This is a genomic window from Ideonella livida (assembly GCF_010499455.1).
Classification (GTDB): domain Bacteria; phylum Pseudomonadota; class Gammaproteobacteria; order Burkholderiales; family Burkholderiaceae_C; genus Ideonella; species Ideonella livida.
In genome coordinates this window covers 123,462-139,014 of the sequence record NZ_JAAGOH010000004.1, presented here as the reverse complement: position 1 = coordinate 139,014, position 15,553 = coordinate 123,462, and the positions used below count along the sequence as shown (strand labels likewise).

At 65.5% G+C, this 15,553-nt stretch carries 13 protein-coding genes; 11 read left to right on the top strand and 2 right to left on the bottom strand.

Translation table 11 applies throughout. The features are described 5' to 3' along the window. The first annotated feature begins 38 nt into the window (after positions 1 to 38). The 11 genes from G3A44_RS05110 (at position 39) to G3A44_RS05060 (ending at position 12,358) form a co-directional block, all read left to right on the top strand. Positions 39 to 668 carry a TetR/AcrR family transcriptional regulator gene (locus G3A44_RS05110; RefSeq protein ID WP_163456432.1) on the top strand — a complete coding sequence of 210 codons (630 nt, stop codon included), beginning with the start codon at positions 39 to 41 and terminating at the stop codon, positions 666 to 668. A gap of 66 nt (positions 669 to 734) precedes the next feature. Further along, on the top strand, positions 735 to 1,553 hold the full coding sequence (locus G3A44_RS05105) for a TIGR00266 family protein (protein WP_163456431.1): 819 nt from the start codon (positions 735 to 737) through the stop codon (positions 1,551 to 1,553). Between the two features lie 138 nt (positions 1,554 to 1,691). Further along, the gene (locus G3A44_RS05100) at positions 1,692 to 2,717 is read left to right on the top strand and encodes a YncE family protein (protein ID WP_163456430.1); all 1,026 of its coding nucleotides are present in this window, start codon (positions 1,692 to 1,694) and stop codon (positions 2,715 to 2,717) included. An 89-nt stretch (positions 2,718 to 2,806) separates the two neighbouring features. After that, the gene (locus tag G3A44_RS05095; RefSeq protein WP_375138630.1) at positions 2,807 to 3,586 is read left to right on the top strand and encodes a polysaccharide deacetylase family protein; all 780 of its coding nucleotides are present in this window, start codon (positions 2,807 to 2,809) and stop codon (positions 3,584 to 3,586) included. Positions 3,587 to 3,610: 24 nt separating this feature from the next. Then, positions 3,611 to 4,594, top strand: coding sequence for a sterol desaturase family protein (locus G3A44_RS05090; protein WP_163456428.1), 984 nt, complete (start codon positions 3,611 to 3,613; stop codon positions 4,592 to 4,594). Between the two features lie 59 nt (positions 4,595 to 4,653). After that, positions 4,654 to 5,442, top strand: a complete 789-nt coding sequence (locus G3A44_RS05085; protein ID WP_163456427.1) for a competence/damage-inducible protein A — start codon at positions 4,654 to 4,656, stop codon at positions 5,440 to 5,442. 243 nt (positions 5,443 to 5,685) lie between these two features. After that, a complete protein-coding gene (gene glnA / locus G3A44_RS05080) occupies positions 5,686 to 7,101 on the top strand; it encodes a type I glutamate--ammonia ligase (protein WP_163456426.1) in 1,416 nt (471 codons plus the stop codon). 71 nt (positions 7,102 to 7,172) lie between these two features. Continuing rightward, complete coding sequence (locus G3A44_RS05075) at positions 7,173 to 7,694, top strand: hypothetical protein (protein WP_163456425.1); 522 nt, start codon at positions 7,173 to 7,175, stop codon at positions 7,692 to 7,694. Beyond that, complete coding sequence (glnL, locus tag G3A44_RS05070) at positions 7,691 to 8,785, top strand: nitrogen regulation protein NR(II) (protein ID WP_310734323.1); 1,095 nt, start codon at positions 7,691 to 7,693, stop codon at positions 8,783 to 8,785. Before G3A44_RS05075 ends, glnL begins: the two co-directional genes overlap by 4 nt. Before the next feature lie 16 nt (positions 8,786 to 8,801). After that, positions 8,802 to 10,358, top strand: coding sequence for a nitrogen regulation protein NR(I) (ntrC, locus tag G3A44_RS05065; RefSeq protein WP_163456424.1), 1,557 nt, complete (start codon positions 8,802 to 8,804; stop codon positions 10,356 to 10,358). A gap of 185 nt (positions 10,359 to 10,543) precedes the next feature. After that, on the top strand, positions 10,544 to 12,358 hold the full coding sequence (locus G3A44_RS05060; RefSeq protein ID WP_163456423.1) for an aminopeptidase P family protein: 1,815 nt from the start codon (positions 10,544 to 10,546) through the stop codon (positions 12,356 to 12,358). A gap of 123 nt (positions 12,359 to 12,481) precedes the next feature. Here G3A44_RS05060 and ettA read toward each other — a convergent pair whose 3' ends face one another. Together ettA and G3A44_RS05050 are read right to left on the bottom strand one after the other, a co-directional pair. Beyond that, a complete protein-coding gene (ettA, locus tag G3A44_RS05055) occupies positions 12,482 to 14,146 on the bottom strand; it encodes an energy-dependent translational throttle protein EttA (RefSeq protein WP_163456422.1) in 1,665 nt (554 codons plus the stop codon). A 150-nt stretch (positions 14,147 to 14,296) separates the two neighbouring features. Continuing rightward, the gene (locus tag G3A44_RS05050) at positions 14,297 to 15,319 is read right to left on the bottom strand and encodes a TIGR03790 family protein (RefSeq protein ID WP_310734322.1); all 1,023 of its coding nucleotides are present in this window, start codon (positions 15,317 to 15,319) and stop codon (positions 14,297 to 14,299) included. Positions 15,320 to 15,553 lie beyond the last annotated feature (234 nt).

The following is a 15,553-nucleotide window of genomic DNA, read 5'->3' as shown; positions in this document are numbered from 1 at the left end:
GGGTCCAGGGTCAAAACCATGCGTTCTAAAATTAGGACATGGCAAGCCCACGACTCAAAGACAAGCTCCAACAGGTACGCCAGGCCGCAATCCTGGATGCCGTCAACCGGCTGCTCGCCAGCAAGGGTTTCGAGCAGATGACGGTGGATGAGGTGGCGGCGGAGGTCGGCATCGCCAAGACCAGCCTCTACCGCCACTACGCGTCCAAGGAAGCCCTGGCGGCCGCAGCGATGGCCCGTGTGCTGGAAGACACCCTCGAGTGCCTGGATCGACTGGCGCTGGACCACCCGGATCAGCCGCTGGCGGCGTTGCAAGGGCTGACACGCTGGGCCGTTGGCCGGCTGTTGGCAGGACAGATGCCCAGCTTGCCAAGCCAGAATTCGCAACTGCGCCAGGCCTTGGCCGACGATCCGCACTACGGCCGCCTCCTGGGTGAGGTGGCCGGCCGCATGGAAGAGTGGATCCTGTCGGCCCAGTCCCGTGGGCAGTTGCGGACCGATCTGCCGCCCGAGCTCCATCTGTACTCCCTGTTTGCCCGCGCCTGTGATCCGGTGGTCACGGTGCTGAAGGCGTCGGGGCAGTATGCTGATGAGCAGATCACGGACTGGGTGCTCCGGTCCTGCTTTGACGGGCTGGCGACCCCTGTGTCGTCCTTCCCGACCCACTGAGCCAGCCCCGCACCTGCACAAGCCGGGCTGTGCTCGCATAGACAGACTTCAGAGGAGAAGACGGCAATGGCGATGGACGTGGTGGATTACGACATCCGTGGCGCGGAGATGCAGTTCGTGGAGGTCGAGCTCGACCCTGGAGAGGCAGCGATCGGTGAAGCCGGCAGCCTGATGTTCATGGATGCCGGCATTGGCATGGAGGCGGTGTTTGGCGACGGTTCACGCCAGCAAGGCGGCTTCTTTGGCAAGCTGCTGGGGGCTGGCAAACGCCTGATCACGGGCGAGTCCCTCTTCACCACCGTCTATACCAACGAGGCCGGTGGCAAGCAGCGCGTGGCTTTCGCTGCGCCTTATCCGGGCAAGATCCTGCCTATGGACCTGCGTCAACTCGGGGGCATGCTGATCTGCCAGAAGGACTCCTTCCTCTGTGCGGCGCGGGGCGTGTCGCTGGGCATCCATTTCCAGCAGAAGCTCTCTGTAGGCTTCTTTGGTGGCGAAGGCTTCATCATGCAGCGGCTCGAAGGCGATGGCCTGGCCTTCGTGCATGCCGGCGGCACGGTGGTGCGCCGTGAACTCCAGGCTGGGCAGAGCCTCCTGGTCGATACCGGGTGTGTGGTGGCCTACACCCCTTCGGTGAATTTCGAAATCCAGTACGTGGGCAAGATCAAGACGGCGCTCTTTGGGGGCGAGGGGTTGTTCTTGGCGCGCCTTTCCGGCCCGGGAACCGTCTGGCTGCAAAGCCTGCCCTTCAGCCGCCTGGCCAGCCGTGTGTTTGCCGCTGCACCCCAAATGGGCGGGTCTCGCGAAGAAGGCTCGGTGCTTGGTGGTTTTGCCGCGGGCGGGTTGTTGGGCTCGGTGCTTGGCGGCGACAGCAGCGACGACTGAGCGACTTTCTTGCGCCAGCGCAAACGGCGCAGGGAAGCGACAGGCGAGCCCCGGATGGGGCAGCGTGTCGTGTGCCGGCATGTCGGTCATCGGCCCTACACTCTCGGACCCCGAAATCCGCTAGAACACGTGGTCCCGATGTCCGTCTCCGCCCCAGGCCGCCCGCGCCTGCACCGCCTGCTGCGGTCTGTCTTGTCCGTGGTTGCGCTGGCTGGCGCCACCTTGGCTGTCCACGCCCAAGCCCGGCACCCCATCTTCGTGCTGAATTCCCTGGATGCCACGGTCAGCGTGATTGATCCCGTGACCCGCACCGAACGTCAGCGGATCCCGGTGGGCAAGGAGCCGCACCACCTCTACCTCACCCCGGACGAGAAGTCGTTGCTGGTAGCCAATGCTGTTGGTGACACCCTGACCTTCATCGACCCGGTGACGGCGCAGGTGCAGCGCACCATGACCGGCATCGTGGATCCCTACCAACTGCGCTTTTCTCCGGACATGCGCTGGTTCGTCACCTTGGCCAACCGGTTGAACCATGTGGACATCTACCGCTGGCATCCCGAGGACAAGGCGGCGCCGCTGAAGCTGCAAAAGCGCATCCCGACCGGCAAGACGCCGAGTCATGTTTGGATCGACAGTCGAAGCACCACCGCCTATGCCACGATGCAGGACAGTGACGAGTTGGTGGCCATCGACCTGGCCACCCAGACGCTGCGCTGGCGGGTGCCGACCGGCAAGCTGCCGGCGGACGTGTACCTCACGGCGGATGACCGCCACCTCTATGTCGGGCTCACGGGAGACCGTTTCGTCGAGGTCTACGATGTCAGCAAGCAGCCGGCTCAACTCATCAAGCGCATTGAAACCGGAGAAGGGGCACATGCCTTTCGCGCCAAGGGTGACAAGCGTCATATTCTGGTGAGCAACCGGGTGGCCAACACCGTCAGCATGATCGACACCGAGCGCATGGCGGTGGTGCGGCAGTACCCAGGGCCGGGTGGTCCGGACTGCATGGAGATCCTGGCAGACGGCAAGACACTGCTGCTGAGTTCACGCTGGGCGCGCAAGCTCACCTACATCGACCTGGACAGCGGACAGGTCATCCAACAAGTGCCCGTGGGGCGTTCGCCGCACGGCGTCTGGACCCTGGACCACGCGCCGCGGCAGTGAGCATGTGTCCGCGCCTGACCGCTGCCCCGTCGGCCACCACGGGAATCCGCCGAGGCCGCCACGTCTTTGCGCGCTTGTTGCTGGGTTCGGTGCTTGTGGCGACAGGCTGGATTGCGGGACCGCAGGCGGCATGCGCCTCGTCGGCGGTTGCGGCCCCACCGTGCGCGCGACCCCTCTACCTCACCTTCGACACCGGCCACATGGGCGTGGCCCGGTTGGTCGCGGATACCCTGCGCGCCCAGGGCGTGCGCGCCACCTTCTTTCTGGCGCATGAGCGCACCCTGGAAGGCGGGGGCAGCCTGGACGATGGATGGGCACCTTGGTGGCGCGAACTGGCGCAGGCAGGACACCGCCTGGCGAGTCACACCTTCGATCATGTGTACTGGCTGGCCGACCGGGGTGACGGTGGATTCACCGTCAGGGCCAGCGCTGGCCCCGATCAAGGGGTTCGGCAGAACTGGACGGCAGCACGCTACTGCGCGGAGGTCGAGCGCAGTCAGGCCCGCATCCGGCAGATGACCGGACAGGAACCACTTCCCCTGTTCCGGGCACCTGGCGGCAAGACCTCCCCTGCCCTGCTCCAGGCGGCCCAGGCTTGCGGCTACCAGCATGTGGGCTGGTCGGCGGCGGGCTTCCTGGGCGATGAGCTGCCCAGCGACCGGTTCCCCAATGAACGCTTGCTGCGCCAGGCCCTGGACCGCATCCAGCCGGGCGACATCCTGGTGGCTCACCTGGGCATCTGGTCACGGCAGGATCCTTGGGCGCCAGCGGTGCTGGCACCGCTGCTGCAGGGGCTCAAGGCCCGGGGCTTCTGCTTTGCCACCGTGGACCAGCATCCCCGCTACGGACGATCCCATCCACTGCCCTGAGTCCGGCGCGTAGGACATGACGCCATGCTTGAAGAACTCCTCGCCCAAACGCAGCAGCTCCTCTTCGAGGCGCTGGTCCAGCCCCTGATGTTCGGCCTGGGTGCCGGCAACTTGCTGCCAGACGCCTACGATGGCTTGGGTTGGGTGCTGGGCGGCTTGATTCAAATCCTGATCGTGGCGCTGGTGTTGTTCCCGCTCCAGCGGCTGTGGCCGGCCGAGCCGGTCGGGCCTGCCCGCACCGCCTGGCGGCAGGCGGTTCGGGTCGACCTTGTCTACACGCTGCTGCAGCGGCTGGGGGTGGTGCGGCTGGGATTGTTTCTGGCGCTGGGTGACCTGTGGAATGGCCTGTTCGGCTGGCTGGCGGTCCATGGGGTGGATGGCTGGCACCTGGACCAGTGGGTGGCCCCTTGGTGGCCTGGTGTCACCGATACCGCCGTCGCGGGCTTTCTCGTGTACCTGGTCGCTTTTGACTTCCTGATGTACTGGATCCATCGCGGCCAGCACCAGTTCTCGGCTTGGTGGGCTTTGCACGCCCTGCACCACAGCCAACGCCACCTCAATCCATTCACCGACAGCCGCAACCACCTGCTCGATGACCTCGTCGTGGATGTGCTTTTCGTGGTGACTGCCCGCATCGTCGGGGTGCCGCCTGGCCAGTTCATGGCCTTGGTGCTGTTGTCCCAGGCCTTGGAAAACCTCTCGCATGCCAACCTGCGCTGGAGCTTCGGGCCGGTGGGGCGCTACCTGCTGGTCAGTCCGCTCTACCACCGGCTGCACCATGCCATCGGCCTGGGGCACGAGAGCGGGCCGCAGCGACGCCTGGGCGGCCACAACTTTGCCGTGCTGCTGCCCATCTGGGACCTGCTGTTTGGCACGGTGCGGTTCACCCGGGGGGTGGAGCCTACCGGCATCCGCGACCAGCTGCCCGAAGAGGGCGGCCGCGATTACGGTGAAGGGTTCTGGCGCCAGCAGTGGTTGGGCCTGAAGCGCCTGTGCGGTCGAGCCTGAGACCGCTGCAGGGCTGATGGGCTGCCCTCACAATCGGGCCCCCAACCCCAGGAGCGCGCATGCCGGCTTTCGGCCTCATCATCATCGGCGATGAAATCCTTTCGGGTCGCCGCCAGGACAAGCACATGACCCGCACCATCGAGCTGCTGGCCGAGCGGGGCCAGAGCCTCTCTTGGTGCCAGTACGTGGGCGACGAGCCGGCGCGCATCACCGACGCGCTGCGGCAGGCCATGTCCAGCGGTGACATCGTTTTCAGCTGCGGTGGCATTGGCGCCACACCGGACGACCACACCCGGGCCTGTGCCGCTGCCGCAGCGGGTCAGGACCTGGCTCTGCACCCCGAGGCCAAGCGCCTGATCCAGGAGCGCATCCAGGACATGGCACGGGAGACCGGTCAGCCCTACGAGCCAGATCGTCCGGACAACCTACACCGGCTGAACATGGGTGTCTTTCCGGCAAATGCGCAGATCATTCCCAACCCCTACAACAAGATTCCCGGCTTCAGCCTGGGCGACGTCCATTTCCTGCCCGGCTTTCCCGTCATGGCGCATCCCATGATGGCCTGGGTGCTGGACCAGCGTTACGGTCATCTGGTTCCTGTGCAATGGCAAGAACTCTCGGTTTATGTCTACGAGGCGATGGAGTCCACCCTGACCCCACTGATGGAACGGGTGGAAGCTGAGCATCCTGGGGTGAAGGTGTTCAGCCTGCCGAGCGTGGATCACCCTCAGCGGGGGCGACACATCGAGCTGGGCGTCAAGGGGGAGCCGAAGGCGGCACAAGCAGCCTTTGTTGCGCTGCAGGCCGGTTTGAGCGCCTTCGCGGGCATTCGTGTAAGCACCACCTGAGTGCATTGCAATGCACCATATTGGCCGCATGCGCCTCACCATGTTGGTGCATTGATCCTGCATCTCGCGGGAAACCCCGGATCTTGGAAGCTCGGCGACAGTGCCTGTTCACCTTTTTTGGGCATGGTTTCTGCTACATTCGCTGCGCCGTGAAAGATCGGCCCCGGCAGCCTTGAGGCGCTGGCAGGCCGTCCCTAACGACTCACGATATCCGTTGAAACTCATCCGCCAGGAGCCTTTTTGATGGCCAAGACCGTCGCCGATGTGATGCAGATGGTGAAGGACAACGAAGTCAAGTTCGTTGACTTCCGCTTCACTGACACCCGTGGCAAGGAGCAGCACGTCTCCGTGCCCGTTTCCGCTTTCGACGAGGACAAGTTCACCTCGGGCCATGCGTTCGACGGTTCGTCCATCGCCGGCTGGAAGGGCATCGAAGCCTCCGACATGCTGCTGATGCCGGATCCCACCACGGCCAACATCGATCCGTTCTTCGAAGAGCCGACCCTGATCCTGACCTGCGACGTCATCGACCCGACCGACGGCAAGCCTTACGAGCGTGATCCGCGCTCCCTGGCCCGCCGTGCCGAGGCCTACATGAAGTCGGCCGGTTTCGGCGACGCCGCCTACTTCGGTCCGGAACCCGAATTCTTCGTGTTCGACAGCGTGCGCTGGGGCAATGAGATGGGTGGTTCCTTCTTCCAGATCGAATCGGAAGAAGCCGCCTGGAACTCCAGCAAGGACTACGAGCACGGTAACAAGGGCTATCGCCCCACCGTCAAGGGCGGCTACTTCCCGGTGCCCCCGGTCGACAGCGGCCAAGACATGCGCTCGGAAATGTGCCTGCTGCTCGAGCAGATGGGCATTCCCGTTGAAGTGCACCACCACGAAGTGGCCAACGCCGGCCAGATGGAAATCGGCACCAAGTTCAGCTCGCTGGTGCAGCGCGCTGACTGGACCCAGCTGCAGAAGTACATCATCGTGAACGTGGCCAATGCCTACGGCAAGACCGCCACTTTCATGCCCAAGCCGATCGTGGGCGACAACGGCTCCGGCATGCACGTGCACCAGTCCGTGTGGAAGGACGGCAAGAACCTGTTCGCTGGCGACGGCTACGCCGGCCTGAGCGAGTTCGCGCTGTACTACATCGGCGGCATCATCAAGCACGCCCGCGCCCTGAACGCCATCACCAACCCGGGCACCAACAGCTACAAGCGTCTGGTGCCGGGCTTCGAAGCTCCGGTGAAGCTGGCCTATTCGGCCAAGAACCGCTCGGCCTCGATCCGCATCCCGTACGTGGCCAACCCGAAGGGCCGTCGCGTGGAAGCCCGCTTCCCGGACCCCTCGGCCAACCCGTACCTGTGCTTTGCCGCGCTGCTGATGGCCGGCCTGGACGGCGTTGAGAACAAGATCCACCCTGGCGACCCCGCCACCAAGGATCTGTACCACCTGCCGCCGGAAGAAGACGCGCTGATCCCGACCGTCTGCCACAGCCTGGACCAGGCTCTGGAGTACCTGGACAAGGACCGTGCGTTCCTGACCAAGGGTGGCGTGTTCACCGACGCCTTCATCGATGCCTACATCGACCTGAAGATGCAAGAAGTGACCCGCTTCCGCATGGCCGTGCACCCGGTCGAGTACGACATGTACTACACCCTGTGATAACTGCCGTTCACGCATGAAAAGGGGGTGGCCTGGCCATCCCCTTTTTTCTTTGGCGACAGAATCGCACGATGCGCAGCACATCCTCCCCTACGCTTCCGCTGGCCGCCCTGGGCCTGGCATTGACTCTGCCGTGGGTTCCCACGCCGTCGTCGGCCCAGAATGTGTACTACATCTGTCCGGGCAATGTCTTCACCAACACCTTGACCGCCAAGGAGGCGGAGTCCAAGGGGTGTAAATCCCGCGAGGCAGCCACCCCCGCCACCGTGCCGGCCCCGGCCAGGGCACGACCCAGCGCGAGCAGTGAGCCCACCCGCAGCCCCAACACCCCTGATGTCCGCGTCCAGCGTGCCGAGCAGGAGGCACGGGACACCGATGCGCGCCGCATACTGGAGGCGGAGCTGCGCAAGGAAGAGGCGGCGCTGGAGGCGCTGCGCAAGGAATACAACAACGGCGAGCCCGAGCGGCGTGGCGATGAGCGCAACGGCCAGAAGTATCTGGAGCGCACCGAGTCGCTTAAGGCCGCACTGACCCGCAAGGAGGCGGACGTGGCCGCCATCCGACGCGAGATCGCCAAACTGGGAGGCACGTGAGACTGCTGCGCAATCAAGAGGCCGCCGAGCTGCGTGCCTGGGAGAGCTTCGATCATTTGGCCACCATGGTGGCTGTCGTGCGACCTGACGGATCCTGCCTCTTCGTCAACAGCGTCCTGGAGGCCGTGGTCGGCCTCTCTCGCAAAACCTTGGTGCAACGCAGCCTGCTCGAATGGGTGCGCGAGCCGGTGGCGCTGCAGGAGGCGCTTCAGGCGGTGGCGTGCAACGAGTTTGCCACCCGCCGGTTCGAGACCACACTGCGTCGCGCCTTGCCTCTGCCCGGCGAGGCTGTACCGGTGCATGTCATCGTCAGCCAGATCGACCACAGCCACCACAAGGTCTTGGTTGAGCTCATCGAGATCGAGCAGCAAACCCGGCAGGACCGTGAGGAGCGCGTGCTCGGACAGGCGCAGGTGACCAAGGAGTTGATCCGCAACTTGGCCCACGAGATCAAGAACCCCTTGGGGGGCATCCGGGGCGCTGCCCAGTTGCTGGCCATGGAGTTGCGCTCGCCGGAGCTCACCGAATACACCCAGGTGATCATCCATGAGGCCGATCGCCTGCAAACCCTGGTCGACCGCCTGCTGGCGCCGCACCGCAAACCCCATGTGGTCACCGACGTGAACATCCACGAGGTCTGCGAGCGGGTGCGTTCGCTTACCTTGGCCGAACACCCCCGCGGGCTGCGGGTGCAGCGCGACTACGACGCCTCCATCCCCGAGTTCCGGGGAGACCGGGAGCAGCTCATCCAGGCGGTGCTCAACATTGTGCAAAACGCCGCCCTGGCCTTGCAGGACCGCATCGACATGGGCGACGCACGCATCGTGCTGCGTACGCGGGTGCATCGTCAGGTCACCATCGGCAAGCAGCGCTTCCGTCTGGCACTGGAATTGCATGTCGAAGACAACGGCCCTGGCGTTCCGGAAGGACTCAAGGACCGCATCTTCTACCCGTTGGTGTCAGGACGGGAAGGCGGTTCGGGGCTCGGCTTGACGCTAGCGCAGACCTTCGTGCAGCAGCACCAGGGCACGATCGAATGCGAGAGTGAGCCGGGACGCACGGTGTTCAAGATCCTGATCCCCCTGCCCTGACCGGAAAAGACGCTGAATGAAACCCATCTGGATCGTTGACGACGACCAATCCATCCGTTTCGTGCTGGAGAAGGCGCTGGCGCGGGAGCAGCTCGCCGTGCGCAGCTTCTCCAACCCGAGGGATGTGCTGGCGGCCCTGGAAAGCGATGAGCCCCAGGTGCTGGTCAGCGACATCCGGATGCCCGGTGGTTCGGGCCTGGACCTGCTGTCGCGGGTCAAGGAGCGTCTGCCCAGCCTGCCGGTCATCATCATGACCGCCTACTCCGACTTGGATTCGGCGGTTTCCGCCTTCCAAGGGGGGGCCTTCGAGTACCTGCCCAAGCCCTTTGACCTGCCTAAGGCGGTAGAGCTGATCCGCCGTGCGGTGGACGAAAGCCTGCGCGAGGAGGTCAGCGACGAGCGCAACGGGCCGGCGCCCGAGATCCTAGGTCAGGCGCCGGCCATGCAGGATGTGTTTCGTGCCATCGGCCGGCTCAGTCAAAGCAATGTGACGGTGCTCATCACCGGGGAGAGCGGCTCCGGCAAGGAGTTGGTGGCAAGAGCGCTGCACCGCCACAGCCCCCGCGGTGACCTGGGCACCAACGGACCGTTCATCGCCATCAACACCGCGGCCATTCCCAAGGACCTGCTGGAGTCTGAGCTGTTCGGGCATGAGCGCGGCGCCTTCACCGGCGCGCAAACCATGCGCCGGGGCCGCTTCGAGCAGGCCGACGGGGGCACCTTGTTCCTCGATGAAATCGGCGACATGCCCTTTGACCTGCAGACCCGTCTGTTGCGGGTGCTCAGCGACGGGCAGTTCTATCGCGTAGGCGGGCACCAGCCGCTCAAGGCGAATGTGCGCGTCATCGCGGCCACGCACCAGAACCTGGAGTTGCGGGTCAAGGACGGCGTATTCCGGGAGGATCTCTTCCACCGGCTCAATGTCATCCGGCTGCGCCTGCCGCCCCTTCGTGAGCGCTCGGAGGACGTGCCTGCATTGGCCCGGTTCTTCCTCCAGAAGAGTGCCAAGGAGCTGGGGGTTGAACCCAAGCGCATCACCGAGGAGGCGCTGGAGCGGCTCAGGGCATTTGATTTCCCGGGCAACGTGCGCCAGTTGGAGAATATCTGCCACTGGCTGACGGTGATGGCGCCGGCCCAGGTCATCGAGCCTAAAGATCTGCCACCCGAGCTGTTGCAGCAGCGTGCGGACACGCCTTTGGCGGCGGAGGTGCGCCCCCTGGTGGCACCGATGATGCCGCTGGCGACGGCGCCCGTGCCCATGCCGACCATGCCACCGGCGCCGGCCAACCCCGGTCTGCCCACCTTGCCGCCCGTGGTGCTGCCTTCCCCTGGGCCGGCCGATGCGGCGACCGAGGACGCCGACTGGCTGGCCGACCTGGAACGGGTGGCCCACCGCATGCTCGACGCCAATCGACCCGATGTGTGGGACAGCCTGACCCGCCAGTTCGAGGCGCGCCTCATCCAGACGGCCCTTGGGACCACGCGAGGGCGACGTATCGAGGCGGCGCAGAAGCTGGGTATCGGGCGCAATACCATCACCCGCAAGATCCAGGAGCTCGGACTGGACGATTGACCGCTGCCCGTGCCCGCCACCAGGCGGGCGTACCGGCAAGATTCTTCCCGCGTCCTCTGCTACGCCCTGCGTTGGGTGCTGGTTTCCCCGATCGGCGGCAGGGAATGCCCTTTTCGTTCCCCCGGGCCCCGGCTTCTAGAATCCGCGGCTTTCCGACACACGGCACGCCCCGCCGCCACAAGCCCATGGACGTCCCCGCCCTGCCCGTCACGCAGCGACTGGCTGCCCTGCGAGCCCACCTTTTGGCCATGGATGCCCATGCCGTCTTGGTGCCCTCTTCCGATCCGCACCTCAGTGAATACCTGCCTGGGCACTGGCAGGGACGCGAATGGTTCAGTGGCTTCACCGGTTCCATGGGTACCTTGGTGGTGACGCGCGATCAAGCGGCGCTGTTTGCCGACAGCCGCTACTGGGAACAGGCGGAGGCCGAGCTCAAGGGCTCTGGCATCGACCTGGTCCGGATCCCGACCGGCGCCGCCACGCACCATCTGGAGTGGATCACCCGCCAACTGGAGCGCGGACAGCGACTGCTGGTCGATGGGGATGTGCTGGGGCTCGCGGCGGCCCGCCAACTTCAGGCCACCTGCGTGCAGGCCGGCATCGAGTGGGTGACCGACCGTGATCCGCTGGCCGCCGCCTGGCCTGAGCGGCCCGGGTTGCCGGCGGAGCCGGTGTATGCCCATGCAGCGCCTTTTGCCACCCAGCCAAGGCAGGAGCGACTTGCCGCTGTGCGTGCCGAGATGGCCCGCCTGGGGGCAACCCACCATCTGGTCAGCAGCCTGGACGATGTGGCTTGGCTGACCTTGCTTCGCGGCGCAGACGTCGACTACAACCCGGTCTTCTTGGCGCATCTGCTGCTGGACATGTCGTCGGCCGAACTGTTTGTGGGCACCGGCAAGGTGCCTGCAGCGGTGCAGGCGGTTTTGGCCGCTGACGGCGTGCAGTTGAAGCCCTACGCCGATTTGCGGCACCGGCTGGCCAGCCTGGAGGCGCCGGCCGTGGTACTGCTGGATCCGCGCCGCGTTACCTGGGGCTTCAGGCAGGCATTGCCCGAATCGGTCCGTGTGGTGGAGAGTCTCAATCCCTCGACGCTGGCCAAGAGCCGTAAGTCAGAGGCGGAGGCGGCCCATGTGCGCGAGGCCATGGTGCAGGACGGCGTGGCGATGTGCCGTTTTTATGCCTGGCTGGAAGCGGCCTTGTCCCGCGGCGAGACGGTGACCGAGTTGACCATCGACGAGCGGATGACCGCCGAGCGGCGCCTGCAGCCGGGTTTTGTCGGGCTGAGCTTTCCCACCATTGCCGGCTTCAACGGCAATGGCGCGATGCCACACTACCGCGCCACACCCGCCTCATTCGCCACGATCCAAGGTGACGGGTTGCTGCTGATTGATTCAGGCGCTCAGTATCTCGGCGGCACCACCGACATCACCCGCGTGTGGCCGGTGGGTCAGGTCAGTGCCGAGCACCGCCGGGACTACACCCTTGTGCTCAAGGGCACCCTGGCGCTGAGCCGAGCCCGCTTTCCGCTGGGCACACCCGCGCCGTTCCTGGACAGCTTGGCGCGGGCACCCCTGTGGGCGCAGAGCCTGGATTACGGCCATGGCACCGGGCATGGCGTGGGTTATTTTCTGAACGTGCACGAAGGCCCGCAAACCATCAGCAAGGCCATGCCGGAGCCGCACACTGCCATGCTGCCGGGCATGATCACCTCGGTGGAGCCGGGCTTGTACCGGCCCGGACGCTGGGGGGTGCGCATCGAGAACCTGGTCCTCAATGTGCCCGCCCCGGCTGGAGAGTTTGGTGAATTTCTGGCGTTCGAGACCCTGACGCTCTGCCCTATCGACACCCGCTGCCTGGACCTCTCGCTGTTGCGTGCCGACGAGCTCGACTGGCTCGATGACTACCACGCCACTGTGCGTGCGCGCCTGGCCCCTCACCTGCAGGGTGAGGCACTGACCTGGTTGGTGACCCGCACCGAGCCGGTGCATCGCACCTGTTGAACTGAAGCCGCCAGCAAAAGGGGCCGGCAAAGCGACCCCCTCCGGCGGTAAAGGCTCGGCTTGCGCCAGGCTGCCCCGTTCTGAGTGCCGCGGCCGATTGGCCGCGGGGGCCTAAGACCAGGATTACTTCAGGGCCTTGTAGCGCAGGCGGTGGGGCCGGGCGCCTTCTTCACCCAGGCGCTTCTTCTTGTCGGCTTCGTATTCTTGGTAGTTGCCGTCAAAGAAGAACCACTTCGAGTCGCCTTCGCAGGCCAGGATGTGGGTGCAGATCCGGTCGAGGAACCAGCGGTCGTGGGAGATCACCATGGCTGAGCCGGCGAACTCCAGCATCGCCTCTTCCAGCGCGCGCAGGGTTTCGACGTCCAGGTCGTTCGAGGGTTCGTCCAGCATCAGCACATTGCCACCCTGGGCCAAGGTCTTGGCCAGGTGCAGACGACCACGTTCACCACCCGAGAGCTGGCCGACGAGCTTCTGCTGATCGTTGCCCTTGAAGTTAAAGCGGCCGATGTAGGCACGGCTGGGCATCACGAATTTGCCCACGATGATGTTGTCCAAGCCGCCGGAGACGTCTTCCCAGACCGTCTTGTCGCCGGCCAGGCCTTCACGGCTCTGGTCCACGAAAGCCAGCTTGGCCGTCTTGCCGATGGTCACCTCGCCCGAATCGGGCTGCTCTACGCCCTGGATCATGCGGAACAGGGTGGACTTGCCCGCGCCGTTGGGGCCGATGATGCCCACGATGGCGCCGGCCGGCACCTTGAACGACAGGTCGTCGATCAGCACACGGTCGCCGAAGCTCTTGGAGACGTTCTTGAACTCGATGACTTCGTTGCCCAGGCGCTCTGCCACGGGAATGAAGATCTCGTTGGTCTCGTTGCGCTTCTGGTACTCGACGTCGCTCAGTTCCTCGAAGCGGGCCAGACGCGCCTTGCTCTTGGCCTGGCGGCCCTTGGCGTTCTTGCGCACCCACTCCAGCTCCTGCTTCAGGGCCTTGGCGCGAGCGTCTTCCGACTTCTGCTCGGCTTCCAGGCGACGTTCCTTGGCGTCCAGCCAGTCGGTGTAGTTGCCCTTGTAGGGGTGCCCGTAGCCGCGGTCCAGTTCCAGGATCCACTCGGCGGCGTTGTCCAGGAAGTAGCGGTCGTGGGTGATGGCCACCACGGTGCCGGAGAAGCGCTTGAGGAACTGCTCGAGCCATTCCACCGACTCGGCGTCCAAGTGGTTGGTGGGTTCGTCGAGCAGCAGCATGTCAGGCTTGGACAGCAGCAGTCGGCACAGGGCCACGCGGCGCTTTTCCCCGCCGGAGAGCGGGCCGATCTTGGCCTCCCAGGGCGGCAGGCGCAGCGCATCGGCCGCGATCTCCAGCAGGTGATCGGTGTTTTCGCCGCCAGCTGTGGCGATGATCGCTTCCAGTTCGGCCTGCTCGGCGGCCAGGGCGTCAAAGTCCGCATCCGGCTCGGCGTAAGCGGCATAAACCTCTTCCAGCCGCTTCTGAGCAGCCATGGCGCCGCCCAAGCCTTCCTCCACCGCCTGACGCACCGTCTGGCTGGCATCGAGCTGGGGCTCCTGGGGCAGGTAGCCGATCTTCAGGCCGGGCATGGGCGTGGCCTCGCCCTCGATGTCCTTGTCCAGACCGGCCATGATCTTGAGCAGCGTGGACTTGCCCGAACCGTTGAGGCCCAGCACGCCGATCTTGGCGCCGGGGAAGAAGGACAAAGAGATGTCCTTGAGGATCTGACGCTTCGGCGGCACGGTCTTGCCGACGCGGTTCATGGTGAAGACGTATTGCGCCATGAAGGGGGTCCTGTGTTGGTGTGATCGGATGTGCCCGCAGGGCGCCACCCGAGGAAGGTTCCGGTCGCCGCTCGACGGCCCGGATGGGGCGCCGACCAGGCGGAGACGGCCGCAAACGCGCGTTAGAGGGGGTGCGTCACGGCGAGACCCTCAATTATCGCCGGCCTTCGGGCCGTCCTCTGGCGCATGGAGCGCCGGCCCCTGGGGCTTGGTCGTTGCCGCGGCCGCCCAGCGCCTGGGCGCAGCGGCCAGCGGACGGGCGAGCGGGTCGCCCACCAGCAGCGTCTGGGCGGGCCACATGACACTTTTCCAGTAGGCTTCCAGCACCGTTTCTCCCAGCAGCAGACGCTGCAGGACGACCTGCGGGTCAGGAAATTTCTGCGGATAGTTGCAGGGCTCGCTTACCGTTCCCGCTGAAGCGGTGGCCCCCGCCTCCAGCCACTCCAGTGCCGTCATCTGACCCGCGCCGTCCAGGTGTCCGCCAAATGAAGTGAGGTGGTCCGCAACCGCGCCTGGCAGAAAGTCCAGTCCGCCTGGATCCTGCACCCTCACCGTGCCTGTCTGGTAGAGCAACAAAGGCCCTGGGCGACCTTGCGCCGCTGGCTGCACACGAACCTCCACCTCTCCTGCCATGCCGGGGGGAGGAAACCTCACGGCGCGTACATTGCGGGCGGCATCCGTCGTCGGCTCAAACCAGGCCACCGGGGTGGGGGTCGGCCTTGCCTCCGTGGGGAGCTGCCCGTCGGCCAAGACGCCCCTCTCCACCAGGGCCAGCCCTTGCGCAATGCTGCGTGCCGGCAGGAGCATGGACGGCCGGATTCCCAGCAAGCTGAAGGGCATGGCGGTGTGGCTGTTGTAGTAAGCGTGCGGTCGCCCAGGGCGGCAGATTTCCCCCTTGGGGGCGCACAGCGCGGGATCGGAGCCCAGGGTGATTGCGCTGGTGATGCTGTGGCAGGCCACCGCATAGGGCCGTCGCCACACCAGCAGCAGTGCCTGTACCTGCGGTCCCATCTGTGCGGCTATGCCCGCTTGCAGGGACCCGAGGTCGGCCGGGGATAACTCGGGTTGATCCGGCAACTCGACACGCAGCACCTGTCCAGCGGGAATGCCCCGGCGCCTGACATATGCCTCCCCCACCGCGACCGACACCGGGTCCGACTGGTTGATCACCACGCCTAACTGCGCGGCCGTCAGGTGGCCCGCCGAAGGCGAGCCCGGGCGCCAAGTCAGGCCAGCAGGTGCCTGATCCGCAGTCCCAGCCTGCGGCGTTTGCGCCCAGGCGGTTGACCCCAGAAGTGCCAGCGCCACGGCAAGGCGACACAGCGCCAGAGGGCCGGGCCGGCGGCCGGATGCATGTGGAGGCAAGCATATGGACATGACGGGTGCCAGCATACGACCTGCGGCATT

Bases quoted from the DNA above. Each gene is read 5' to 3' on its own strand.
- ettA (WP_163456422.1), bottom strand. From the start codon at position 14,146: ATGGCGCAATACGTCTTCACCATGAACCGCGTCGGCAAGACCGTGCCG.
- G3A44_RS05100 (WP_163456430.1), top strand. From the start codon at position 1,692: ATGTCCGTCTCCGCCCCAGGCCGCCCGCGCCTGCACCGCCTGCTGCGG.
- G3A44_RS05060 (WP_163456423.1), top strand. From the start codon at position 10,544: ATGGACGTCCCCGCCCTGCCCGTCACGCAGCGACTGGCTGCCCTGCGA.
- G3A44_RS05090 (WP_163456428.1), top strand. From the start codon at position 3,611: ATGCTTGAAGAACTCCTCGCCCAAACGCAGCAGCTCCTCTTCGAGGCG.
- G3A44_RS05110 (WP_163456432.1), top strand. From the start codon at position 39: ATGGCAAGCCCACGACTCAAAGACAAGCTCCAACAGGTACGCCAGGCC.
- G3A44_RS05085 (WP_163456427.1), top strand. From the start codon at position 4,654: ATGCCGGCTTTCGGCCTCATCATCATCGGCGATGAAATCCTTTCGGGT.
- G3A44_RS05075 (WP_163456425.1), top strand. From the start codon at position 7,173: ATGCGCAGCACATCCTCCCCTACGCTTCCGCTGGCCGCCCTGGGCCTG.
- G3A44_RS05105 (WP_163456431.1), top strand. From the start codon at position 735: ATGGCGATGGACGTGGTGGATTACGACATCCGTGGCGCGGAGATGCAG.
- glnA (WP_163456426.1), top strand. From the start codon at position 5,686: ATGGCCAAGACCGTCGCCGATGTGATGCAGATGGTGAAGGACAACGAA.
- ntrC (WP_163456424.1), top strand. From the start codon at position 8,802: ATGAAACCCATCTGGATCGTTGACGACGACCAATCCATCCGTTTCGTG.